Origin of the sequence: uncultured Maribacter sp. (genome assembly GCF_963977385.1) — a bacterium.
Taxonomy (GTDB): Bacteria; Bacteroidota; Bacteroidia; order Flavobacteriales; family Flavobacteriaceae; genus Maribacter.
The window spans coordinates 23,299-47,676 of the sequence record NZ_CAXBOU010000024.1 but is presented as its reverse complement, the minus strand read 5'-3'; the positions used below and the strand labels follow the sequence as shown (position 1 = coordinate 47,676).

23 protein-coding genes are annotated in these 24,378 nt (G+C 34.9%); 8 read left to right on the top strand and 15 right to left on the bottom strand.

Annotation, left to right across the window (positions count from 1 at the left end; genetic code table 11):
* The first annotated feature begins 4 nt into the window (after positions 1–4).
* Positions 5–847, top strand: coding sequence for an endonuclease/exonuclease/phosphatase family protein (locus tag AAC084_RS19510; protein WP_339842002.1), 843 nt, complete (start codon positions 5–7; stop codon positions 845–847).
* A 92-nt stretch (positions 848–939) separates the two neighbouring features.
* Here the strand turns inward: AAC084_RS19510 and AAC084_RS19505 are convergent, their stop codons facing one another.
* The gene (locus AAC084_RS19505) at positions 940–1,773 is read right to left on the bottom strand and encodes an alpha/beta hydrolase (RefSeq protein ID WP_339842001.1); all 834 of its coding nucleotides are present in this window, start codon (positions 1,771–1,773) and stop codon (positions 940–942) included.
* Positions 1,774–1,901: 128 nt separating this feature from the next.
* Here AAC084_RS19505 and AAC084_RS19500 point away from each other — a divergent pair, with 128 nt between their 5' ends.
* The 4 genes from AAC084_RS19500 to AAC084_RS19485 all read left to right on the top strand — a co-directional run bounded on the left by AAC084_RS19500 (position 1,902) and on the right by AAC084_RS19485 (position 4,885).
* Positions 1,902–2,510: an FMN-binding negative transcriptional regulator gene (locus AAC084_RS19500; RefSeq protein ID WP_339842000.1), complete on the top strand. Its 609-nt coding sequence runs from the start codon at positions 1,902–1,904 to the stop codon at positions 2,508–2,510.
* A gap of 173 nt (positions 2,511–2,683) precedes the next feature.
* On the top strand, positions 2,684–3,178 hold the full coding sequence (locus AAC084_RS19495; protein ID WP_339841999.1) for a CIA30 family protein: 495 nt from the start codon (positions 2,684–2,686) through the stop codon (positions 3,176–3,178).
* Between the two features lie 269 nt (positions 3,179–3,447).
* On the top strand, positions 3,448–3,813 hold the full coding sequence (locus AAC084_RS19490; RefSeq protein ID WP_339841998.1) for a DUF2141 domain-containing protein: 366 nt from the start codon (positions 3,448–3,450) through the stop codon (positions 3,811–3,813).
* Positions 3,814–3,949: 136 nt separating this feature from the next.
* Complete coding sequence (locus AAC084_RS19485; protein ID WP_339841997.1) at positions 3,950–4,885, top strand: LysR substrate-binding domain-containing protein; 936 nt, start codon at positions 3,950–3,952, stop codon at positions 4,883–4,885.
* A gap of 3 nt (positions 4,886–4,888) precedes the next feature.
* On the opposite strand, the gene AAC084_RS19480 is transcribed toward AAC084_RS19485, so the two are convergent.
* Positions 4,889–5,074 (bottom strand): hypothetical protein, encoded by a 186-nt coding sequence (locus tag AAC084_RS19480; RefSeq protein ID WP_339841996.1) that lies wholly within the window; start codon positions 5,072–5,074, stop codon positions 4,889–4,891.
* A gap of 312 nt (positions 5,075–5,386) precedes the next feature.
* On the bottom strand, positions 5,387–5,584 hold the full coding sequence (locus AAC084_RS19475; RefSeq protein ID WP_339841995.1) for a hypothetical protein: 198 nt from the start codon (positions 5,582–5,584) through the stop codon (positions 5,387–5,389).
* A 140-nt stretch (positions 5,585–5,724) separates the two neighbouring features.
* Between AAC084_RS19475 and AAC084_RS19470 the strand changes: the two genes are divergently transcribed.
* Entirely contained in the window at positions 5,725–6,993 is a 1,269-nt protein-coding gene (locus tag AAC084_RS19470; RefSeq protein ID WP_339841994.1) for a D-alanyl-D-alanine carboxypeptidase, read from the top strand.
* On the opposite strand, the gene AAC084_RS19465 is transcribed toward AAC084_RS19470, so the two are convergent.
* Positions 6,994–7,494, bottom strand: coding sequence for a peptide-methionine (S)-S-oxide reductase (locus tag AAC084_RS19465; RefSeq protein WP_339841993.1), 501 nt, complete (start codon positions 7,492–7,494; stop codon positions 6,994–6,996).
* A gap of 23 nt (positions 7,495–7,517) precedes the next feature.
* Positions 7,518–8,099: a GDP-mannose pyrophosphatase NudK gene (gene nudK / locus AAC084_RS19460; protein ID WP_339842017.1), complete on the bottom strand. Its 582-nt coding sequence runs from the start codon at positions 8,097–8,099 to the stop codon at positions 7,518–7,520.
* A 263-nt stretch (positions 8,100–8,362) separates the two neighbouring features.
* Here nudK and AAC084_RS19455 point away from each other — a divergent pair, with 263 nt between their 5' ends.
* A complete protein-coding gene (locus AAC084_RS19455) occupies positions 8,363–10,090 on the top strand; it encodes an amidohydrolase (RefSeq protein ID WP_339841992.1) in 1,728 nt (575 codons plus the stop codon).
* Between the two features lie 341 nt (positions 10,091–10,431).
* Positions 10,432–11,994: a M81 family metallopeptidase gene (locus AAC084_RS19450; RefSeq protein WP_339841991.1), complete on the top strand. Its 1,563-nt coding sequence runs from the start codon at positions 10,432–10,434 to the stop codon at positions 11,992–11,994.
* Here the strand turns inward: AAC084_RS19450 and AAC084_RS19445 are convergent, their stop codons facing one another.
* The 10 genes from AAC084_RS19445 to AAC084_RS19400 all read right to left on the bottom strand — a co-directional run bounded on the left by AAC084_RS19445 (position 11,995) and on the right by AAC084_RS19400 (position 24,290).
* Positions 11,995–12,648: a DUF2461 domain-containing protein gene (locus AAC084_RS19445; protein WP_339841990.1), complete on the bottom strand. Its 654-nt coding sequence runs from the start codon at positions 12,646–12,648 to the stop codon at positions 11,995–11,997.
* Positions 12,649–12,812: 164 nt separating this feature from the next.
* Positions 12,813–13,484 carry a hypothetical protein gene (locus AAC084_RS19440; RefSeq protein WP_339841989.1) on the bottom strand — a complete coding sequence of 224 codons (672 nt, stop codon included), beginning with the start codon at positions 13,482–13,484 and terminating at the stop codon, positions 12,813–12,815.
* 23 nt (positions 13,485–13,507) lie between these two features.
* The gene (gene mddA, locus AAC084_RS19435; protein WP_339841988.1) at positions 13,508–14,245 is read right to left on the bottom strand and encodes a methanethiol S-methyltransferase; all 738 of its coding nucleotides are present in this window, start codon (positions 14,243–14,245) and stop codon (positions 13,508–13,510) included.
* A gap of 268 nt (positions 14,246–14,513) precedes the next feature.
* Entirely contained in the window at positions 14,514–15,239 is a 726-nt protein-coding gene (locus AAC084_RS19430) for a hypothetical protein (RefSeq protein ID WP_339841987.1), read from the bottom strand.
* Positions 15,240–15,271: 32 nt separating this feature from the next.
* Complete coding sequence (locus tag AAC084_RS19425) at positions 15,272–16,765, bottom strand: hypothetical protein (RefSeq protein ID WP_339841986.1); 1,494 nt, start codon at positions 16,763–16,765, stop codon at positions 15,272–15,274.
* Positions 16,766–16,825: 60 nt separating this feature from the next.
* Positions 16,826–18,538 carry a leucine-rich repeat domain-containing protein gene (locus tag AAC084_RS19420; protein WP_339841985.1) on the bottom strand — a complete coding sequence of 571 codons (1,713 nt, stop codon included), beginning with the start codon at positions 18,536–18,538 and terminating at the stop codon, positions 16,826–16,828.
* A gap of 179 nt (positions 18,539–18,717) precedes the next feature.
* Positions 18,718–20,286, bottom strand: a complete 1,569-nt coding sequence (locus AAC084_RS19415) for a leucine-rich repeat domain-containing protein (RefSeq protein WP_339841984.1) — start codon at positions 20,284–20,286, stop codon at positions 18,718–18,720.
* 60 nt (positions 20,287–20,346) lie between these two features.
* Positions 20,347–22,197: a hypothetical protein gene (locus AAC084_RS19410; RefSeq protein ID WP_339841982.1), complete on the bottom strand. Its 1,851-nt coding sequence runs from the start codon at positions 22,195–22,197 to the stop codon at positions 20,347–20,349.
* Positions 22,198–22,265: 68 nt separating this feature from the next.
* Positions 22,266–23,558, bottom strand: coding sequence for a kelch repeat-containing protein (locus tag AAC084_RS19405; RefSeq protein WP_339841980.1), 1,293 nt, complete (start codon positions 23,556–23,558; stop codon positions 22,266–22,268).
* A 249-nt stretch (positions 23,559–23,807) separates the two neighbouring features.
* Entirely contained in the window at positions 23,808–24,290 is a 483-nt protein-coding gene (locus tag AAC084_RS19400) for a nuclear transport factor 2 family protein (protein ID WP_339841978.1), read from the bottom strand.
* Between the last annotated feature and the right edge of the window lie 88 nt (positions 24,291–24,378).

Sequence of the window (24,378 nt, the reverse complement as noted above, 5' to 3'; positions counted from 1 at the left end):
TATTATGAAATTACATAAACTAGTCTTCGTTTTAATAGGTCTAATCACACTTACCAAGGCTTATAGCCAAGACGTTACCGTGATGAGCTATAATATTAAATATGACAATGTTAACGATACGGTAAACAATTGGAACGACCGAAAAGATGCCATGGTTGTATTATTACAGCATTATAAGCCTGGTATTATTGGTATGCAAGAGGTATTGCATGGCCAATTAACATATTTAGTAGAACATCTTAACAACTATGAGTTTATTGGTGTTGGCCGTGACGATGGAAAGGAAAAAGGGGAATATGCCCCTATTCTATTTGATACCTCAGCCTATAAATTACTAAAAAGTGAAACCTTTTGGCTTTCTGAAACACCCGATAAACCATCTGTTGGTTGGGATGCTTCATTAGAACGTATTTCTACATATGGCCTTTTCGAAGACTTGAAAACACATAAACAATTTTATGTTTTCAACACGCACTTTGATCATAGAGGAGTTTTGGCACGCGAAAAATCAGCAGAACTCATTGTTAGTAAAATGAAAAAAATTAATACAGAAAAGCTTCCTGTTATGCTTATGGGTGATTTGAATTTAAAACCTGAAGAAACTCCGATTCAATTTTTAAAGAAAGAATTGAATGATGGTCAAATTATTACCCAACAAGCTTTTTATGGTCCTCCTGGGACATTTAGTGGATTTGACCACAGCCGGATTTTAACTAACCGTATTGACTATATTTTTGTTGAGAATTTTGAAGTAAAAGAATACATACATATTGATGACCGTATGGAGAATAATAAACATATCTCGGATCATCTACCAGTTTTAACCAAACTCTACCATGAAGACTAACAATCAACCAATTGTAGAATAAATTAAGTAGAGCATAAAAAATCCCGATACATTGAAATGTATCGGGATTTTTAAATTTATAAGGAATTATTCTATTTCTTCAAAAACGAAATTAAAATTTTATTTAATTCTTCGGCATGGGTTATATTGAGTCCGTGTGGTGCTCCTTTAATAATTTCAAACGTATTATCCTTAATTCCGGTAGCTGCTTGTTTTGCAGAAGTTTCGATAGGCACAGTAGCATCCGCATCGCCGTGAACAATTAAAGTTGGTACGACAACATTTTTTAGTTCTGACCTAAAATCTGTATGCATCCATGCTAAAGCCGTTTGAATGGTTGCTCTAGGAGATGCGAAAGAAGCAATGGTAAAATCATAATCTAGTTGTGCTTCGCTTACCCTATCCCCTTTATTTTCGTCGTAGTTGTAAAACCCTCTACTGAATTCTTTTAAGAACCCAACTCTATCATTTTGTAAGGCTTCAATAATACCCTCTAAAGCTTTCTCCGGCACCCCATCCGGGTTATCAGATTTTTGTTTTACTAACGGTATAATAGAACTAATGAGAGCCGCTTTAGCAATTTTACTAGATCCATAATCGGTTAAATAGCGAACAACTTCACCACCACCCATTGAAAAACCTACTATAACTACATCTTTCAAATCCAACTCTTCAATAATGGCATTTAAATCACTTGCTAGAGCTGAGTAATCATATTCGCCCCAGGGTGATGAAGATGTACCGAAACCTCTTCTGTCATAAGAAATACAACGGTACCCTTCTTCTACTATTTTCCAAACTTGTTGTTCCCAAGATTTTTGGCTTAAAGGCCAACCATGAATTAAAATTACTGGTTGTCCGCTACCATAGTCCTCGTAGAAAATATCTACCTGCTCTTTCGCTGATGTATTTGTTATAAATGGCATATTTTTATCTTTTAAATTTAACTACAAGATATTAAACAAGAGGGAGTTCACTTAGCACAATGCGTTAAATAATTGGTTCATAAACCGAATATTCAAAACCATTATATTTACTTATAAATTAAAACAACATGTTTATACCCGAGCACTATAAAAACAAAGATCTCAGCGAAATTCATAATTTTCTCAAAAATAATAGTTTTGGTATTCTAATTAATACGATTGATGGAAAACCTTGGGGAACACATATACCATTAGAATTAAGCAAAAGCAAAGACGAAAAAGACATACTGGTCGGCCATATTGCCAAGGCAAACCTTCAAAGTAAAAATCTAACTGATGGAGATGAGGTCTTGTGTATTTTTAATGGTCCTCATAGTTACGTTTCTTCTTCATGGTATAAACAAGAAGAAGTCCCTACTTGGAATTATATTGCCGTTCATGTTTATGGAACTGTAAAAATTCAAACTGCAGAGGAGTTGATGAAATCGCTCTATGAATTGGTAGATAAGTATGAACAAAAATCAGAACACCCAATTTCATTAGATGATATGTCCAAAAAGACTATGAGACAAGTTACGGGTATAATAGGTTTTGAAATTATTGTCAATGACATACAAGCCGTTAACAAACTTTCACAAGGTAGAAGTCATGATCACCCGAAAATTATAGAAGAATTGGAAAAGCAAGGTTCGGCTGAAAAAGCTATAGCAAAAGAGATGAAAAAGCTCAATTCTTAAAAATTTGTTTGCCTTTTGTTAGCGTTCTATGGTCGGTTTCTTATTTCACTTATGAAGATTTAATAAATGAATTAAAATCAAACAAGTCAAAATAATTACGTTTAAGATATATTAAGTTGAAATCATTCATTTAATTTTATAAATACAATTTCATCTTATTCCCTATAGCATATATGAAGGAATCTAAAAACATTTTTAATTTTTCGAATTCTACCAAAATTGAAAATTGGCAAGTCGTCAATGATGAAGTTATGGGCGGAATGTCAATGGGACTTATTCAAATAAACCCTGAAGGAAATGGAGTATTTAGCGGCCACGTTTCTCTTGATAACAATGGCGGATTTTGTTTGATACGACATGACTTAGAACGTATAGAAGTTGATAATTATTCCTCATTTGAAATTCGATTAAAGGGTGATGGAAAAAAATATCAGTTTCGTTGCAAGTCAAGTGATCATCAACGACATTCCTATATCTATACTTTTGACCCTGGGAAAATTTGGACAACAATTACAATTCCTTTTGAGAAGATGGAACCCTACTTTAGAGGGGACACCTTAAAGATGCCAAATTATCATGGCGATTTTCTTGCGCAAGTTGCATTTTTAATCGGGAATAATAAAGATGAAAATTTTAACCTTGAAATAGACTACATCACTATAAAATAAAAGGAACCGGCAATAAAGTGAGCATACAACCGCTTTACGAATGTTGTAAAATAATAGTGTTATAGATTACTTCACGCCTCAAAATGATGGCAAATATTTTTTATTAAACTACCCTTGCTAATTTTACAATTTACTTTTTAAATTACTTATAAAGGATTTATAACAGTTACAATTCGGTTACATATTTTACCAATTGGGTAACGTCATTTTTTATATCATACGGATTAAAGACATTTTTGAAGTAGATAATTAATCTTAAAACTTTAAAAATGAAAAAATTATTATTTACAATCAGCGTATTAGCCACAATTTTTACTGCCAAAGCTCAAGAAAATCAAGGTGTAACATTAACCGTAATTATAGAAAATGTCCTCAATAACGATGGTCATATCTTAAGTGCATTACACAACGAAAAATCGTTTATGAAAAGTGATGGACTCATAATGAAGAAGGACAAATCTGAGAAAGGAAAATTAACGCTGATTTTCGAAAACGTTCTACCAGGTGAATATGCAATTTCGGCTTTACACGATGCTAATGACAACCAACGAATGGATTTTCAAGCGAACGGTATGCCCATAGAGAATTATGCCATGAGCAATAACCCTATGCTAATGGGCCCACCTAATTTTTAAGATGTTAGGTTTACCGTAGGCTCTGATGATCTTGAATCTATCCTTAGATTTTAGCAGCTACATTGTCTGTTCAGATAGGCTTTATAATAGGTTATGATAATGGTTTTTAGTAATTTTATAGCTTCAAACTATACGAATGACAATTACTCAATTACAATATGTGCTAGCGGTTGCAGAATACAAGAATTTCACTCTTGCTGCAGAGAAAAGTTTCGTTACCCAACCTACGTTAAGTATGCAGGTTCAAAAATTAGAAGACGAACTAGACATACTTCTTTTTGACCGAAGCAAAAAGCCTATTTCCATTACCGAAGTTGGAAAAAAAATAGTAGCTCAGGCAAAGAATATTGTAAATGAAGCTGCAAGAATAAAAGATATTGTAGAGCAGGAAAAGGGGTATATCGGTGGTGATTACGTTCTGGGAATTATACCTACCGTCATGCCCACACTTTTACCAATGTTTCTAAAATCTTTTATACAGAAATATCCGAAAGTAAACCTTATCATTAAAGAGCAGAATACTGAAAATCTTATAAAAAATATTCAAGATGGTCATTTAGATGCAGCTATCGCTGCTACACCATTAGAGGTTGATTTCATTACAGAAAGACCGCTATATTACGAACCATTTGTAGGTTACGTTCCGAAAGAACATCGTTTAGGAAAAAGTACTCAAATTACGCCTGAAGATTTGGATATTGAAGATATTTTACTCTTACAAGATGGACATTGTTTTAGAGAAGGTGTTTTAAATTTATGTAAAACACCTAAAATTGGTAATGAACATTTTAGCTTACAAAGTGGAAGTTTTGAAACTTTAATCAATCTTTCTAATGAAGGATTGGGTATGACACTTCTTCCCTATTTAAATACAATTGAGTTAGATGATATCAAGAAAAAAAATCTAAAATATTTTAAAGACCCGTCGCCTGCTAGAGAAGTAAGTCTTATTTACCACAAAAAGGAATTGAAAGTTCAGATTACCGAAGCGTTAAAAGATGTTATTACTGGTATAGTACGTGGGGCAATAGCTTTTCAAGATGTAAAAATTATTAGTCCGCTGAATAAATAAATCTTATTCCTTTTTAAAACGATATAAACATCCTTCTATACATATGATCGGGTATGTTGGTGAAAGTGTTAACATAGTTTTGTCTTCATTAAAATCAGCTCTATAACCTAAGGTATCTTTTTCTCCCTCAGTAAGAAAGTATAAATAAAGTTCACTTTCCTTTATTTCATATTCGCCGGTTTCTTGCATATTTTTATTAAAATCAGTTAATCTATAATTACCTGATTCATCAAAAAAATATCTAGCCCCCTCCTGAACTACTTTCTATTCAGTTGTGCCTCCTGGGCTAATATAGGTTGCATTTAACAGCCATTCGCCAACCAAACTAGATCATCAACAGGAGTGGTATCCAATGTCATATCATCACTTTGACAAGGGAGTAAGAATAATAAAAATAGGGAAAAGGAAATTTTTGAAGCCATCATCGTTTTAGATTAAGATGTCTAAATAACTCAATGGTTGCTTTATAAAAGAAAAAGAGCCACTTTACGTGGCTCTATATTATGCTTTTATATAAATTAAACTTTGTTGTAATTCTGGTTTGTCTGTTATATAATTTTCTAACCAGATTTTTAATTCCTCTACCTCTTCTGGTAGTAATGTCATGAGAGCTTTTTTTAACTCCTTACAGAATAGCAAGGTATCAAAACTTACCTTTTTAAGAACCGTTTTACTATACTCTAGCATAGAATTTGCCATGATATATGTTGATTAAAATGTTGTTTCATAAAGGTAAACAGAAATGCAGATTGAATATTGCATATAAAAAGTTAAAGTAAATGAAAGGATGTTAAATTTTTATCACATCAACAAGAATACTATTTTGTAATTTCGAAGTCATGAAGAAAATCGTACTTACAGCAATCACTTTCTTAGTCCTTACCGCCTGTATTTCAAAGAAATCTGTTATTACGAAGCAATTCAATAAATCCCTTTCTTCATCATTCTACAAAAATCAATTCACAGGAGTTTTAGTCATCGATGCCCATTCAAAAGATACCATTTATAATCAAAACAGTCACAAGTATTTCATACCCGCTAGCAACACCAAAATCTTCACTCTTTTTACTGCTTTAAAAACTTTACCGAAACAAGTACCCGCATTACGATATATAAAAATTAATGACTCTCTCTATTTTGAAGGAACAGGCGACCCCTCTTTCTTGCACCCTTATTTAAAAGATTCTACGGCACTCCATTTTCTTAAAAATCAAAGCAACCTTGCGTTTGTTTCTGGAAATTTTCAAGATGTAAAATATGGGCCAGGTTGGGCTTGGGACGATTATCAATGGTATTATTCTCCCGAACGAAATGCACTCCCTATAAACGGAAATGTGGTACTATCATATAAGAATACTGAACTGGTGGTATCGCCTCCTTATTTTAAAGACAGTGTTATAGAAATTTTACATAAGGATAATAGAAATGAATTTTCAAATATTTTCTATTACCCGCCTCAATCTAAAGACACCTTAGAAACCCCTTTTATTACAAGCCTACAAACCACAACTTTTATTTTAGAGCAAGCCTTGAGTAAAAAAATTTCGACAACTTTAAATATGCCTATAGGAAAAAAAGAAACCTTGTACGGAATTGAAACGGATTCGCTCTATAAAAGAATGATGCACGAGAGTGACAATTTTATTGCTGAACAACTTTTATTCATGGCCGCTTCTGAATTAAAAGATACTTTAAACGGTAATTTAATTAGAACACATATCTTAGAAAATGAGTTACAAGATTTAGCGCAACAACCCAGATGGGTCGATGGGTCAGGATTATCTCGTTACAATCTTTTTACACCACAAAACATAGTGAATGTATTGGATAAACTTTATGTAATGGTTCCGCAAGAAAGACTATTTTCTATCTTCCCTGCAGGTGGTTTATCTGGCACTTTGAAAAATAGATTTGCAGGAGACGAACATCCATACATCTATGCGAAGTCTGGTAGCTTAAGTAATAATTATTGTTTAAGTGGATACCTTCTGACCACTTCTGGTAAGACACTGATTTTTAGTTTTATGAATAATCATTTTAGAGAATCGTCATCTGACGAAAGGTTACGCCTTGAACAAATGCTACAAATTTTACGAGACAACTATTAGCTACGTCACTTTTGTAGAGACATGTTTTGTATACTTCTCTTTAAGCAGTTGAATCTTAGGTGAAATGTGAGTCTTACAGAACGGTTTTTCAATATCGATGAAATAATAATTATGGAATTTTTCTTCGGATAATTTAAACTGACCAAAAGGAAGAATAGAAGTAATGATAGCTGTGCTCAGTTCTTGTTGAAATTCATTCATGATTAATTTTAGGAATTCCTTATCTTCCTTCATAAAGTAATATACCGCAGAACGATATTTGTGCCGCATAGAATGATTTTGAGTACTTTGATGCGTGTCTAAATGAATGGCAACTAAATCTTTTAATTCAATTAACTCAGCGTTGTAATGAACAATTACAGCTTCTGACAAGTTATCGATATTGCCTTGTGGTGCAATAAAACCCTGCTCTACTTTCGCAACACCTTTAAGTGCCATAAAAACTGCTTCGGTACACCAGTGGCAGCCACCACCAAAACCTATTTTACGCATATTTCGCATACCTTTCTGTCGGACAGAATAGCCTAAACTAACTCATTTAATTTTGCATATTGAAGCAACATAATAGTTTTTGAGTCATTAATCTCACCCGTAATAATCATATCCATAGCCTTTTCGAATTCCAATTCCAAAACCTCTATATTTTCCGTTTCATCTTCAGCACCACCACCTTCACTAATTTTCATGCTTTCATCGTATTCCCCAACAAATAAATATAGAATCTCGGTCACAGATCCAGGCGACATATAAGTTTGCATTACTTTTTTGACATTGCTGATTTTATACCCTGTTTCTTCTTCAGTTTCTTTACGCACACAGTCTGCAGGATTATCACCATCTAAAAGTCCGGCGCAAACTTCAATCATCATTCCATCATCATTACCATTCACATACGTGGGCATTCTAAATTGTTTTGTTAGCACAACAGTGCCTTTATTAGCATTATACAAAAGAATGGCAGCACCATTACCACGGTCATACGCCTCTCGTTGTTGGGTTTCCCAAGAACCATCTGGTTTTTGGTATTCAAAGGTGTATTTATTAAGGGTGTACCAATTATCGGATAGAATCTCTCTTTCTATATTTCGTACTTTGTTATTAGGCATATATAATTTCATTTATTTTAAAATACTCTTTTAATTTTAATTGTAAATGCTTCCTAAATCTTAAACAACAATTACTAACCGATCTCAATACTATGGCATTGTAATGAATGTAGTTCTAGGCCGTACTTTTTAGCATACCAAGATACAAACTACCAGAATTATCCATCATATTATGTTAGCATCGTTTATAAGTACTTGTATAATAGGAACCTATTGAACAATTCAACTTTTTAATCGTAACTTAAATTTTCAAAACCAAACCAATGAAATTATCAAATTCAATTTTTTGGAGCTCAGTAATAAGTTTTCTTTTATTTACTGCATGTTCTGGTCCGAAAAAGGAAGCCGCAACTTTATTAATACATGGTGGTCCTATTTATACCGTTGATTCGGTTCAAACAAAAGTTGAAGCTGTTGTCACAAAAGATAGTATTATACTTTTTGCAGGTAATCTTCAAGAAGCTGAAAAATACAAAAATGAACAAACCCAAATCATTGATTTAGAAGGAAAAACGATGACACCTGGTCTCATAGAAGGACATGGTCACTTTATGGGATTGGGGAATGCTGAACTAGAAATTGATTTACTAAATACAACAAGCTACCAAGAAATTGTAGATATAGTCGCAGAAGCGGTAAAAAATGTAGAACCTGGTGAATGGATTATTGGAGGAGGCTGGCACCAAAGCAAATGGGATACATTGCCAGCAGATGCTGTAAACGGATTTCAAAGACACGACTTGTTAAGTGCTGCAACTCCAAATAACCCTGTGTTTTTGAGCCATGCCAGTGGCCATGCAGGTTTTGCAAATGCTAAGGCCATGGAAATAGCGGGAATTGAGATATTGCCCAAGGATGGTATTGATAAATTACACGTCGAAGGTGGTGAAGTAATGCGCGATGAACTAGGAAGACCTACCGGAATTTTCAATGAGCGGGCACAAGGTCTGATCTGGCAGCATATTCCAGAAAGCACTCCCGAGCAAAATAATAAAGCATTTGAACTGGCGGTGGCAGCTTGTCACAGAAACGGTATTACTGGTTTTCACGATGCAGGTATCGGTCGAGAAACAATAGCATTGTACGAACAAATGAAAACAGCGGACAGAATGAAAGTTCGTTTATACGTTATGCTCACCGGGCGGGACAAAGAATTACTCGGCGAATGGTATGAAAAAGGACCGTTAGTAGATCCTGATAATTTAGTGACCATACGTTCCGTGAAATTAAATTGTGATGGAGCTCTAGGGTCACGTGGTGCTTGGTTGTTAGAACCCTATACTGACCGACCAGGACATTTTGGACATGAAACGTTACCTATGGAAATGGTTCTAGAAACTGCCTTAAATGGTTTGCGAAAAGGCTTTCAGGTATGCTCCCATGCTATTGGTGATCGTGCCAATAAAGAAATTTTAGACCGTTACGAAACTGCCTTTAAAAAATTGCCCGATTTAAAAACTGATCACCGATTTCGAATAGAACATGCCCAACATTTACATCCTGATGATATTCCCCGTTTTGCACAACTAGGTGTAATACCTGCAATGCAAGCTATTCACTTATCTTCTGATAGGTCTTGGGCTATTGACCGTTTGGGAGAAAAACGAATTAAAGAAGGGGCGTATATGTGGCAAGCCCTTCTAAAAAGTGGTATACCTATTGTAAATGGTACCGATGTACCGGTAGAGCCGCTAAATCCGATTGCGAGTTTGTATGCCAGTATCAGTCGTAAAACATTAAAAGGTTTACCTGAAGGCGGTTATGAACCGGAACAGAAAATGACTAGGGAACAAGCATTAAAATCGTATACGCTTGATGCTGCCTATGGCGCTTTTGAAGAAAATATTAAAGGGTCGATCACTGCTGGTAAACTGGCTGACTTTACTATTTACAATCAAGATATAATGACCATACCGGAAGATGAATTCTTAAAAACAGAAATAGCTATGACCATTTTTGATGGTAAAGTGGTTTTTAAAAATACAGATTAGTACGTAAGAATTTTTAGATTATAAACTCCAACGATTATTAAATTATATATGAGGATTTGCCAAATTCACAAGTATCGGGAAATGGGTGGTAGCTTACTACATTTTCTACTATTTTTTCAGATTGAAAAGAGCCCGAATAATTAAGAATTTAATACATGTATAGAGAACTTTTTAAATAATTAAGAAGTTTACATAAGCAAACTCTTATATAGTTAAATAGCATACTCAAATTTGATTAACTTTTGCATTAATCGCTCTAAAGAGGTTGTACAGCAAAAGAATACTTTTCCGTATCATTTTTTTTCTATCTTTTCCATTCAAACAACTTAATACCTACCATCTTGAAACATTTATACACATTTGCTATTTTAATTTTAGTATTGGTCTCTTCATGTAAAGACAACCAAGCAGAAGAAAAAAAACTACCACGAATTGCAATTGCAGGTTTAGGCATTGAGAGTAGCACCTTCTCACCTGCCCTTTCTACAGAAGAAGCTTTTCACGCAAAAATTGGTGATTCCGTTTTTACAAGATACCCATTTCTTCAGGTAGATTCTTTGAATAGAAATAGAGCAGAATGGGTACCTACATTAGTAGGGAAATCTTTACCAGGCGGAACTGTTACACGAGAAGCTTATGAATCATTAGTAACTAAGAGTTTGCAACTATTAGAGGAAAACAAGCCTTATGACGGACTCTTCTTTGATATTCACGGGGCAATGAGTGTTGTGGGGCTAGATGACCCAGAAGGTGATTTAATACAACGTATACGTGCTGTTATAGGTGATGATGTTCTCATATCCACTTCTATGGACTTACATGGAAATGTTTCTGAAAGATTAGCGCAGCATACAGATTTAATTACCTGTTACCGTATGGCACCACATGAAGATGCTATTGAATCTAAAAAACGAGCAGTTACCAACTTAATTGACCGTTTAGAAAGTGGTAAAGGAAAACCGGGGTATAAGGCTTGGGTTCCCGTTCCAATTCTATTACCAGGTGAAAAGACAAGCACACGTATTGAGCCAGGCAAAAGTCTATATGCCAAAATACCAGATATTACGAAACAAGACGGAGTTATTGATGCCGCCATTTGGATAGGTTATGCCTGGGCAGATGAACCTAGAAACCATGCCGTAGTAATGGTTACCGGTGATAATAAAGATAAAGTAGAAGAAGGAGCCGAAAAATTAGCCCAAAGCTTTTGGGATGTTAGAAATGAATTTGAATTTGTTGCACCTACAACTACATTAGAAGAAAGCTTAAAACTAGCATTAGCTAGTGATAAGAAGCCTTATATGATCAGTGATATGGGAGATAACCCAACGGCTGGTGGTGCCGGTGATGTTACTTGGACATTAAAAGAACTATTGGCGAGATCTGAGTTTAAATCAACAAAAGGAAAATCTTTAATTTATGCATCTATACCAGGTCCTGAATTTGTAAAAAAAGCAATGGAAATAGGTGTTGGAGGAAAAATAAAAGCGGAAGCTGGTGCTGCCGTAGACAATAGATTTGCCGGCCCATTACTATTAGATGGTACTATTATTGCCATAAAAAAAGGTGACAAAGATGCCGTGGTCGAAGTGGTCGTTAAAGTAGGTAATATAGATGTTATCGTAACCAAAAAACGGAAGCCCTACCATCATTTAAGTGATTTTACCAACTTAGGGTTAGATCCTAAAAATGCTGATGTTGTCGTTGTAAAAATTGGTTATTTAGTTCCAGAATTGTACGAAATGCGTGGCGATTGGACAATGGCATTAACTCCCGGAGGAGTTGACCAAGACTTGAATAGATTAGGATATAAAAGAATCAATAGACCTATGTTTCCTATAGATAGCGCTATGACTCAACCTAACTTAAAGGCTAGGCTAATACCTGCTGCTGATTCTAAATAACTATACGGTAATCGCCTTATTTAAATAGCGCCTGAAAGGGAGCATATCTTTGTATGCCTCAATTAATTGGTCGTCAAAATTACTAGTGCTAGTTTCTTTGGTGTCAAATTCTTGAAATACGGCAAAGGTTTTATTCTTAAGCAGCTCAATGTATTGATGGTCTTTGGCAAATCCTTTCGGTGCATTGGTTAGTTTTACATCTTCGTAAAGTCCTCCAAAACGAGTTTTGAAGGGCTTTTTATTTAAGATTTTCTCTAAGTTTTCACCATCATAATCAATAGCATCGCGAACACTTCGTAGTACTTTTGATTCTGGTCGCCATAATCCGCCTGCAAAAGTGCAACGTTCAATACCTAGTTCAAAATAGAAATCTGCTGTCTTTGGCTTCTTATCGAACCCAGCACCAAAATGGTCTTTGTAAACGGGTTTATTGGGGTGAAACATGAGGTTATTATTGATACGGTTAATTCCTTTTTTACCAGGTGTATCATAATATTCGTTATCAATAGCAGAAAGTCTTGTATTCATACTATTTAACCAACCAATATATTCATCACGGACTTGCTTGTACCATTTTCTATTGGCATCCATCCATTCCTTAGAATTGTTATTCTGTAATTCTTTAAGGAATTCTATTTGATTTTTGAAACTCATTGGTTCGTTGTTGGTTGTTGGTTGTTGGTTGTTGGTTGTTGGAAAAAAAACTCAAATTCAAAAATCAAGTTCAAGTTCAAATTTACTTTGTACTTCGTACTTAAGACTTTTTACATTGTACTTAAGCTTCATTCTATTACAAAGAAGCAAAATTTTAAAATCAGTTATTTTATTCGCTCTTTTTTCGTTCTTCCCCCAAAGATACATCCAATGGAAACACCAAAATAGCTATCCTTAACACTTCCTGCAACATCATCATTGGACAATCGTATTTTTGATTTAGGAATCATATTAAATTCTAAGCCAAGTCGAAATTTACCGGTTTCAAATCCACCTCTCACTAATAGACCCATTTGTCCTTTAACTTTGGTGGTAGATGCTAAATTTAGATTTGAGTTATCTACAGTTGAAACTTGATTTACTTTACTTAGTTTATAGTAACTAATACCACCACCAATAAAAGGTTGAAATCTGCTATTTGATTTACCTATATATCTGTCAAAAGTAGCTGCCAAAGAGTAGGTTTCATGTAAACTAAGCCCTTCTTCAATTATGTATTGAAAATTCATAGGTTCTCCAATATTTCTTCCCAATAGAAAAGCTACTCCCAACCGAAGACCTATAGAATTATTCTCATTAATATTATATTTAGGCTCAACAGCCATTAAAACACCTATATCTGAAGCTATTGCAGCACCAAAATCAACTCCTACTTTAAAACTATTTTTTTCTTGGGCAAAAAATGTGTGACTACATACTATTAGAAATATAAATAACAATATTTTATTTCGTAGAATTTTTATTTGAATAAACATACTTAAAATTATATTCATCATTTTTCAGCTTAATATGACCTTTTTTAAATCTTTTTGAATTTAGTAAACGGAAAAATCATGGGCACCCGCTTTTGGTATGCTTCATAATCTTTACCTATAATTTTTTTCAAATCTTTCTCTTCTAAAAATTTAACCGCAATTAAAATATATGCTGTTGTTACCACAGCGAACAAAAGACGACCAAAAGTCATGGTGGGTGCGGCCCAAAAGGCGATGATGAAGCCTAACATTATGGGATGCCTTACCAACTTATAAAACCAATTAACCTGAAATTTAGGAGTGGTCAATGATTGGTTCTTAAAGTTCTGATAAATCTGCGTTAGGCCAAACAGCTCAAAGTGACTGATCATTAAAGTAGAAAGGAAAACAATTAACCAACCTGAAAAGAAAACCACCATTAAAATAGATGATACCGTAGCTTCCGTCTCCCAAACAATGGATGTCATGGGTTGCCATTTCCAATACAAAAGTAGCAGTGAAAGGCTTGAAAGCAAGACATAAGTACTACGCTCCATGGCCGGGTTAATAAACTGTGTAAACCATTTTTTAAAAATTGGTCTCGCCATGATGCTGTGCTGAATAGCGAAAAGACTCATCAAGCCTATATTAATTAGAAGAGCGGTGCTTAAGGGAGTTTCTACCCCTGAATCTATCGATTTGGGTACGAAAAGGTTTCCGACAAAGCCGATAGCATAAAGAAAGGCTACTAAAAAAATGAGGTAAGCGATGATTCCGTAAATTACAATGAGTACTTTTTTCATAATTTTTGTTTTATGGTTATTTAAAAGGTATTAGCTATGATAATAGAAATGCAAGCTATAGCGGGGAATCATGGCCCAATCATTTAGGAGGAAATTAATGATGGACTTTTATAGTGCAATTTCAAAATAGCTGTTAAAAATAGCTGTCACTATTTATTCAATATCTAGTCGTATTTGTGACTCTAAGAGACTATCAATGGTATCTGGTTTGTTAGTGCTTGTTGATTAATAATATTTTGTTTTAAACTACTATTTGCCTTCAGACACTTTAATTAGATCTAATCGGATAGGGAATAGGAACCGGCGGAACCGGAGATATGGGGTCTTTTACCCGATATCTAAAAACAGAAAAAGAGTTGCCTTGAATATTTATCTTATTTGACAATCCATTATTGATGTCATCAAAGTTTTTTTGACTTAAAATTATGTTTGGTAATTGACGTGATTGCACAGTAACTGAACCTCTTTGTTCATTATTAGAATTGACAATCCAAGACGCTTCAATTTCAGCTAGTTCTGCTTTTTCATCAATAACCCTGTAGATTCCGCCATTAATTCCTGAATTAACTTTTGCCGTAAATGAATAGGTAGTGTTGTCATGTAAAACAACTTCACCTTCAAAAATATTTTTGATTAAGCTTGCTTTGATTTCTGCCCCTTGTCTGTTGGTGAAATGTATTTGCCGTGTGTCTGATATTGGACCGCTAAACCATTCAGAAATATCCTCCTCACCATTGCATATATAGGCTATTCCTTCATTCTCACCCAATAATATGGATACGAGTGCATTTGTACCTTGAAGTTTACCAACGAATCCATTTTCACCTTGAACGTCAAAAAAGGATGGTTCTTGTGTAGTATTTGGTTTTTCGCAGGATAAACACATCACTAGTATACTAAAAGTATATAAGAATGCTTGTTTTTTCTGCATCCAATTCTGCTTTACTAACAACCTGTTTATACTAATTTTCTTTATAAATAATGAGTTATTCATTACCATTAGTTTAGAGTTATAATTCCATTATTTTAATCACAACCTTCTCCAGGATCGGTAAGAATCGTTAGTATACCACCATTTGATGTTTGCTGATCACAAACTTCTTGAGGTATGCTTGTTATGGGGTTTTGGCTTAAATCTAATGTTGATAGTTTGGTTAGCAACCCAAACCCTGAAGGGATAGTATTTAGATTGTTGCTCTTAACAAGTAAATCCTCTAACTTTATTAAAAAACTTATTTCCGGCGGTAGTTCGGTAAGTTGGTTTCTGGTTAATGCTAAGGTCGTTAAATTGGTCAATTGACCAATTTCTGGAGGAAGTTCAGTTAAAACGTTTTCTAGAAGACCAAGGGTCGTCAAGTTTGTAAGAAAACCTACTTCTGGTGGAACGACGCTAAGCCTATTTGTTTGTAGGTCTAAATATGTTAATTTACTTAATTGTCTAATTTCTGGAGGAATAGACATAATTTGGTTCTCGGCTAATTCTAACCTTTCTAAATTAAGTAATAGGGTTAATTCTATTGGTAAAGTGCTAAACCCATTAAAGCTGAGATTAAATCGTTTCAATTGAGTCATATTTTTAATTTCAAGAGGTAAAGATGTAAGACGGTTAAGGCTTAAATCTAAGTCCATTAAATTAGTCAATTGTCCAATTTGTGAGGGAATCGAAATAAGTAGTCTATTACTCATTTTGAGTGATATAATGCGCCCTTCGGTATCTGTGACAACACCATCTAGATCTTCTAAATTTGCAGTAGTAATAAGATCCCAATCAATTGTATTTCCTGGATTTGCATCTAAAATGACTTGTAAAATTTGCCGTTGTGTCAACAGCGTGGTAATGCTTATAGTATAAACAGTGGTACTCCCATCTTCTGCGGTTACGGTATATTCTAGTGGCGCTGTAAAGTCTTGAGCTGTATCGCGGTCAACTGTTGAAAACTCAGATGTTTTGACTTCGGGCAATAGCCCTGTAATATCTGTATCAGGTGGCATGGCGGCCGTAATGGTCTTGTTCTCTTCATCTATGATAGCTACCACATTTACCTCTATAGGGTTATTGGTCAGTAGAAACACGAAACTTGTAATTGCCTTAGCACTACTCTTACTGGTCGCTGTTACTGCATAATTGCTGGTTGTACCATCTTCGGCCGTAACGGTATACGTGACTGCATCAGTAAAATCTTTTTCACCAGTGGGACTAACAATTGCTTTTGGTGAAATGCTTATTTTAGGAGTAAGCGCTGTTAATGGAATGTCACTAGGTAGGTTTGCACTAATTGTTTTGGCGTTTATATCTATAGTGGCTATTACATCTGCAGCTAACACCGTATTATCGATAGCTAAAAATTTGAACTCTGTAATCTGTTTTTTATCGCTGAGTTTTACCTCTTCTTTTGCAATTGGTGGTGCATCATCTTTGCTACAACCGGTAATACCAATCATAAGAAGTAGAAGTAGAAGTAGAAGTATACTAATGCTCCCTTTTATATTTGCTTTCAAAACTGTTTGTATCGTTTTCATGATTTTTGTTTAAAATTCAGCACTGGTTCAATGACCTTATTTTTAATGATCTTGGTTTTATTAATTGCAACCTTCGCCAGGGTCAGCTAAGATGGTAAGTATGCCGCCGTTCGATATTTGCTGATTACAAACTTCTTCAGGTATACTTGTTATAGGATTGTTGGTTATGCTTAGTAAGGCCAAATTTTGTAGCTGGCCTAATTCTGAAGGCACTGTACTTAGTTGATTACTCGCAGCAGTAATAGCACCTAAGGAGTTTATTGAGCCAAGTGCTGCTGGTAAACTTTGCAAATTATTATTATTTACATTAAAGCTTTCTAAACCTGACAAAGACGAAATACTTTCTGGTATTCTAGTTAAATTTTTATTATTCATTGTAATGGCTTTAGGGTCGCCATTGTCATGAAATGAAACTTCAGGATAATCATCTACACCCCAATCTAAAGTATTACCAGGGTTGGCAGTATAGATACCGATAAGTGCGTCTAACGGAGTATCAGCACCTACTTGAATAAAATCATGATTTATTTCCATTGTAGAATTGCGAAAATTCTTTATGTAATAAACTGATGACGGTAATTTAGTTATGTTATTTTCAGACAAACGCAATGACGCAAGATTTATAAGAAATCCTATTTCGGGAGGAACAATTGTAAGTTGATTATTATTTATATGTAACCTTTCTAAAGCGGTTAATTTTCCAATTTCTTTGGGCAATGATGTAAGCTTATTACTATATAAAGACAGGTATCTTAAATTGGATAATTCTCCTATTTCTACTGGTAAGACAGAAATATTATTACCGCCTAAGTTTAAGCTGTTTAAATTAGGTAATGCACCTATTTCAGTTGTTATAGTAGTTAATTGGTTATCACTTAAAATCAAATCAGTTAAATTAACCATACTGCTTAATTCAGAAGGAAATGAAGTTAAATGGTTACTACTGAGATGGAGCTTTTCTAAAGAGGCCATTTTAGTAATCGTATTGGGTATAGTAGTCAATTGGTTTCCATCTAGACCTAAAAATAATAGCGAACTCAAGTTCCCAATTTCATCAGGTATAGCTGTAATTAAATTATTATGTAGATATAATTCTTCTAAATTGGTAAGCTGCCCAATTTCGCTTGGTAATTCTGTAAGTTGTGACTCGCCAACATACAAATATCTTAAACTAGATAATTGCCCAATTTCTTCAGGTAAAGAAGTAATACCACTCTCTCCAAGAGTTAAATGTGTAATTTTATTTCCTGAATTAGTGACAATCCCATTTAGGTTATTTAAATCAGTTGTAGTTGCTAGATCCCAAGAAAGTATATTATTGGGGTTAGCATCTAAAATGACCTGTAAAACTTGAAGTTGAGTTAACGGAAAATGTGCAGTAGCCGTATAAGTAGCCGTAGACCCGTCTTCAGCGGTTATAACGTATAATACAGGGTTGCTAAAATTTTGTGCCTGCGTCTTATCGATACTGGCTGCCTCTGATATTTTTATTTCGGGAAGCAGACTCGAAACATCTGCATCTGGCGGTACGGTGATATCAATTGTTTTATTTTCTTCATCTATGATTGCTACAGCGTCTATTGAAAATTGAGTATCAACGGATCGAAAAATAAAACTGGTAATTTGTTTTTCATCGCTAAGTTTCACTTCTTCTTTCGGAACTTCTGCAGAGTCATCATTTTTACTACAATTGGTTAAACCAATCATAAGAAGTAGTAGAATACCGATGCTCGCTTTTATGTTTAATTTCAAAACAGTTTGTATCGTTTTCATAATTGTTGTTTTAAGAATTAGCTCTAGTTCGATGCCCTTGTTTTTTTCATGATTTTATTAATCCACAAAAAAACTATCGCCCTTTATCAATTTTCATTGCAATATTGCTTTACGCGGTTACATTTTCACTTCATTGATGGTGAATCTTCTTGGTCGTTTAATTTTATGCAAAGGTGCTTCTAATTGCTGATGACATTATTGTCTACACACGCTACCTCATCGGGCACCACATCTATTTCAACAGCACCTCCATTAGCAACATCTAGATCACAGATACATTGACTGATAGCCGTTAGATTTGGATTTCCGGATAAATATAATTTCAGCAGATTTGTCTCAGTGGAACAGTTAAGAATATTAGAATTGCTGCCAGAAGGTATAAATGGTACATGGTTGAACTCGCTTAGATTATTATTACTTACGCTTAAACTTTTTAAATTCACCAGTTGTTTGATTTCTGTTGGCAAAGAAGTTAGCTGGTTGTGACCTAAACTCAGACTTTCCAATTTGGTTAACTGCCCAATTTCTGGAGGTATGCTATTCAGATTATTTGTGGATAAGGACAGTTCTTCAAGGCTGTTTAACTGCCAAATTTCTAGGGGCAGGCTACTTAGTCTGTTATTCCTCAAATTCAGCTCTTTAAGGTTGATCAACTGCCCGATTTCGGGAGGAAGACTACTTAAGTAGTTGAAATTTATATTTAGAGATTCTAGTTTGATTAACTGACCTATCTCGGGAGGTAGGCTGGTTAGTGCGACCTCAGCATGCAACTTTTTCAAATTGCTTAACTGCCCGATTTCGGGGGGCAGCCTGCTCAATGACGGCATATTAGCTAAAAGTAGAACTTCCAGACTACGCAACTGCCCTATCTCGGGAGGTAGTATAATTAATCCTCTGAAGTTCATTGTTAATTCAATTATGTCTCCATTTCCATCCAAGGTTACCTCATCCCATTCACTTGGGTTGTCCGATTCGTTCCAATTTAAGGTGTTACTAGGGTTAACCTCCGAGATAATCAAAAGGATCTCTTTCTGGCTAAGAAGTACATCTACGGTTACCAGATAGGTGCGACTTGTGCCATCTTCTGCTGTTACTGTATAGTTTATAGGCGAGCTAAAGTCTTGCGGGCCCGTAGGTTCGTATATCGCGTTGTCCGGAATTTCCAACTCGGGTTCCAATGTGGTTATTTCTGTTCCATTGGGCATTTCCAGAGCAATAGTTTTGCCCTCCTCATCAATTTCGCCTGGAATATCAACAGTAACTCCGTTGTTCTCAATGCCTGTAAACCGAAAACTGGTAATCTCTTTGGCGCTGCTCGTACTAGTTGCCGTTACCGAATAACTACTTGTTGTGCCATCTTCGGCCGTAACGGTATACGTGACTGCATCAGTAAAATCTTTTTCACCAGTGGGACTAACAATTGCTTTTGGTGAAATGCTTATTTTAGGAGTAAGCGCTGTTAATGGAATGTCACTAGGTAGGTTTACGATAATTGTTTTGGCGTTTATATCTATAGTGGATATTACATCTGTAGTTAACACTATATTTTCGGCAGCCAAAAATTTAAACTCAGTAATCTGCTTTTCATCACTTAAGATTATTTCCTCTTCCTCTGGTGTTATAGTAACTGTTGGTTTGGTTATGGATTCATCATTTTTGCTACAGCTGGTAGCGCCAATCATAAGAAGTAGTAGCATGATTATGCTCGCTTTTATATTTGCTTTCAAAACTGGTTGTATCGTTTTCATAATTTTTGTTTAAAATTCGGCACTAGTTTAATGACCTTATTTTGTATGATTTTAGTTTTATTAATCGCAGCCCTCTCCTGGGTCAGTAAGAATCGTCAGTATACCATTTGTTTGCTCATCACAAACTTCTTGAGGTATACTTGATATAGGGTTTTGGGTCAAAAGCAACAGTCCTAAACCGGATAACAATTGAAATTCTGATGGTACTGTTGTTATATTATTACCAGCAGCCGCTATAATTTTCAAAGATTGTATCGTACTTAAAGAAACCGGCAAACTATTTAACTGATTGTCATTGACACTAAATTCTTCTAGTTGTTTGAGTTCTGAAATGGAATCAGGAATTCGTGCTAAATTGGTGTTATTCATATTTAGAATAATGGGGTTGCCGGTATCATCAAAAGTAACTTTTGGATAATTATCTACACCCCAACCTAAAGTATTACCAGGGTTGGCACTATAAATACTAATAAGGGCATCTTTTTGTGAGGTGGTTGAACAAGTAATGCCTTCATCTTTTAATATGAACAGCCCATTAAAATCTACCAAGAAACACATTGATTTTGGAATTGACACTAAATTATTATCTCTCATTTGTACAGTTTTCAAATTGATTAGAAACCCAATCTCTGGAGGTAGGATAGCGAGTTGATTATCTATTATTGATATAAATCTTAAACTGGTTAATTGTCCTATTTCTTCAGGTAGGGTAGTAAGTTGGTTCTCATCTAGCCACAAATCTCTTAAATTAATTAGTTGACCAATCTCTTGTGGTAGGGAAATAAGTTCATTATTGCCAAAAGAGGCGTATGTTAAATTAATTAACTGGCCAATCTCTGAAGGAATTGAAGAAAGTTTATTACGATCTAAAAACACACCTGTTAAATTAATTAACTGGCCAATTTCTGAAGGAAGTTCGGTTAGTAGGTTTGCCCCTAAATTCAATGTTTCCAAATTGTTCAATTGCCATATTTCTGTTGGAATTTGAGTAAACAGGTTAGTTCTTAGGGATAAATTTTCTAATTTGGTTAACATAATAATTTCGGAAGGTAAGACTGAAAGCTGATTAGAATTTAATTCTAAACTTATTAAATTTATCAACTTTCCAATCTCCGGAGGCAAAGACGTAAAGTTGTTAGAAATTAAATTTAAACTTGTTAAGGATGTTAATTGTTCAATCTCTGAAGGAATTATCGTAAGTTGGTTAAGTCTCAAATGCAAACTTTCTAACTCGGTTAATTCACCTATTTCAGATGGAAGAGAAGTAATTTGATTATTTTCTAATTGCAGTTTTTTCAAATTAGTCAATTGCCCTATCTCTTTAGGAAGTGTAGAAATAATTTTACCTACTATCTTTAATTCAATAATTTCACTTTCCGTATTTAATATTACACCATCTAAGTCTCCTAAATTTTCAGTTGCATTAAGATCCCATGTAAGGGTGTTTTGCGGGTTAGCATCTAAAATGGCCTGTAAAATTTGGCGTTGCGTTAATAGTGCGTTTATGATTACGGTATAAACGGCGGTACTGCCATCTTCTGCGGTCACCTTATAATCTAGTGAATCGGTAAAATCTTGAGCTGTATCAAGGTCTAAAGTGGCAAGTTCAGAAATTTTCACTTCCGGTAAGAGTCCAGAGAGGTCGGTACCCGGTGGCATTGCTGCGGTAATGGTCATGTTTTCTTCATCAATGGTTGCGACGACGTTTACTTCAATAGGGTTATTCGTCAATAGAAATACAAAACTGGTAATCTGTTTTTTATCGCTAAGTTTTACTTCTTCTTTTGGTGTCGCTTCTGCAATTGGTGGTGCATCATCTTTACTGCAACTGTGTAAACCAATCATCAGAAGTAGTAGTATAGTGATGCTCGCTTTTATATTTGCTTTAAAAACTGTTTGTATCGTTTTCATGATTTTTGTTTTAAAAATTATGCTTGATGTTATAGATTGCCAGTTAGTGCCGTGTTCTTCAATACGTATTAATCCATAGACCATACGTCATTTAAATAGGAGTCGGCAAGTATGCCGCCTCTGCCACCAATCACCCATATTTTATCATTAAAAACTACAGAGGTATGTTCTATTCTTTCGTTAAAAGGAACTTCTGTAATTACTTGGCTCCATGTTTTTCCATCTGTACTTTGCCAAATTCTGTTAGTGCTAATCTTATTATCTCGGCCACTAATAATCCACATTTTATCATCAAAGACCACAACCGTATGGTCGGAAATTCCTTCGATAGCTGTTTCTTTAATTACTTCAGTCCAATTGTTACCATCAGTACTCTGCCATACATCATTTAAAACACCTATTGAGCTCCTTCCTCCTATGATCCATATTTTATCATCATAGACCATGCTAGTATGTCTATACCTTTCTGGGAAAGGCACTGTCACATTGACTGGAGTCCAAGTTTCCCCATCAGTACTTTGCCATATATTATTTGATGATTTTGCAGGTGCATTGAGACTACCTATAACCCATAATTTATCTTTGAAAACTATAGCGGAGTGTAGGCCGCTAGAAGGAAATGGAGATGCTCCAGTTGTTTTGGTCCAAGTTTCCCCGTCAGAACTTTTCCATATATCTCTTAAAAAGTCCACCCCAGTAAACCCACCGATTACATATATTTCATTATTAAAAACTACAGAAATATGTCCACTTCTTCTATGAAATGGAGCTTCAGCAGTAACTTGGGTCCATGTTTCCCCATCGCTACTTTGCCATACGTCATTGAGGTGCGCAGCACCATCATACCCACCTATGACCCACATTTTATTATTAAAAACTACAGAGGAGTGATCTGTTCTTTCTGAGAAAGCGGCATTTGCAGTTACTGGATTTTCTGATATCTGAAGATTTCTTGTAGTAAGACTGAAAGTTTCACTAGAAGTCGTATTCCCTTCTGTATCACTCGCTACAACTTTCCAAAATAAGCCTTGGTTTAAAGGCAACCTTTCTTCTGAAGTAAAACTGGTATCGTTGATATTATTTGCAATGCTTGTTGTAGGGTTGCTATTACCATCAACAAACAGTTCATAGGTTACAGGGTCTCCATCTGGGTCGGTTGAAGCATTCCAACTAAATGTTGGCGTAACGGTTACTTGAGTCGCAGCATCGGCAACCCCTATTAACGAAAAGGCTTCCGGTGCTTGATTAGGCGTTTCAGTTTCCTGAATTGTTATTGCATTATCATCGCTGCTACAATTTAATAATGTAAAGGCTAGTGCAATACTCGATAAAAACGCGAAATTATTTCTCTTAGACTTCATAATTGATGTTTTGAAAATGTAATTGAATTTAATGGCCTGAATTACTGTTCTATTCTGTATTAAACTATTAAGAGTCTAATATAAAATGAAAGCATATACAGTGTATAACAAGCATGTTTCAGTCTTGTTAAGCTTTTATTCAGGTCTTTAACTTATGGTGCAAAACCTTTAAATAATGTGGTAATTGTATAAATGTACTTGCTAGTTTAAACTTGAAGACCTACTTAAGAGTATGATGTTTTCTAGTTTCTATTTTTGTTTTAAAGGTGAATGGTGTTCATGTACCATTTTCCAACCCTGTGCAGTTTTGACAAATAAGAGGGTAATTTGGTCGTTGACAACAACTAGGTCTTTTCCGAATTTTAGATGAAAATCAGAATGAAAGGTTACGTTGGCGACATCGCCATAAACTGCTACTTGAAGATCATTGGCATCGAACTTTATTACGTCACTTACAGAGCCAAAAACATTGCGCTCGTGAGCTTCATTTGCTTCGGATCCATTTCTAGGCTCACCATTTTTAAATTCGGTAAACTTTGGACTATAGGCATGGAAGGCGATTAGTTTGTCTAAATCTTTGTCTTTAATACTTTGTGCTATGGCGCCAAACGTCTCCATAACCTCTTGTTTAGCTTCTGGAAATTCGTCGTTTATTAAGTCTGCTTGTGCTTTGCAGTTTATAAATGCAAATCCAATTACTAAAAGTAATACCTGTGTTAATCTTGTTTTCATAATACTTGTTTTAATTAATTATGATACAATGATATGATGCTTACAAAAAAATAGTATTCACTATTTTTTCAAAACCTAGAACTAATTT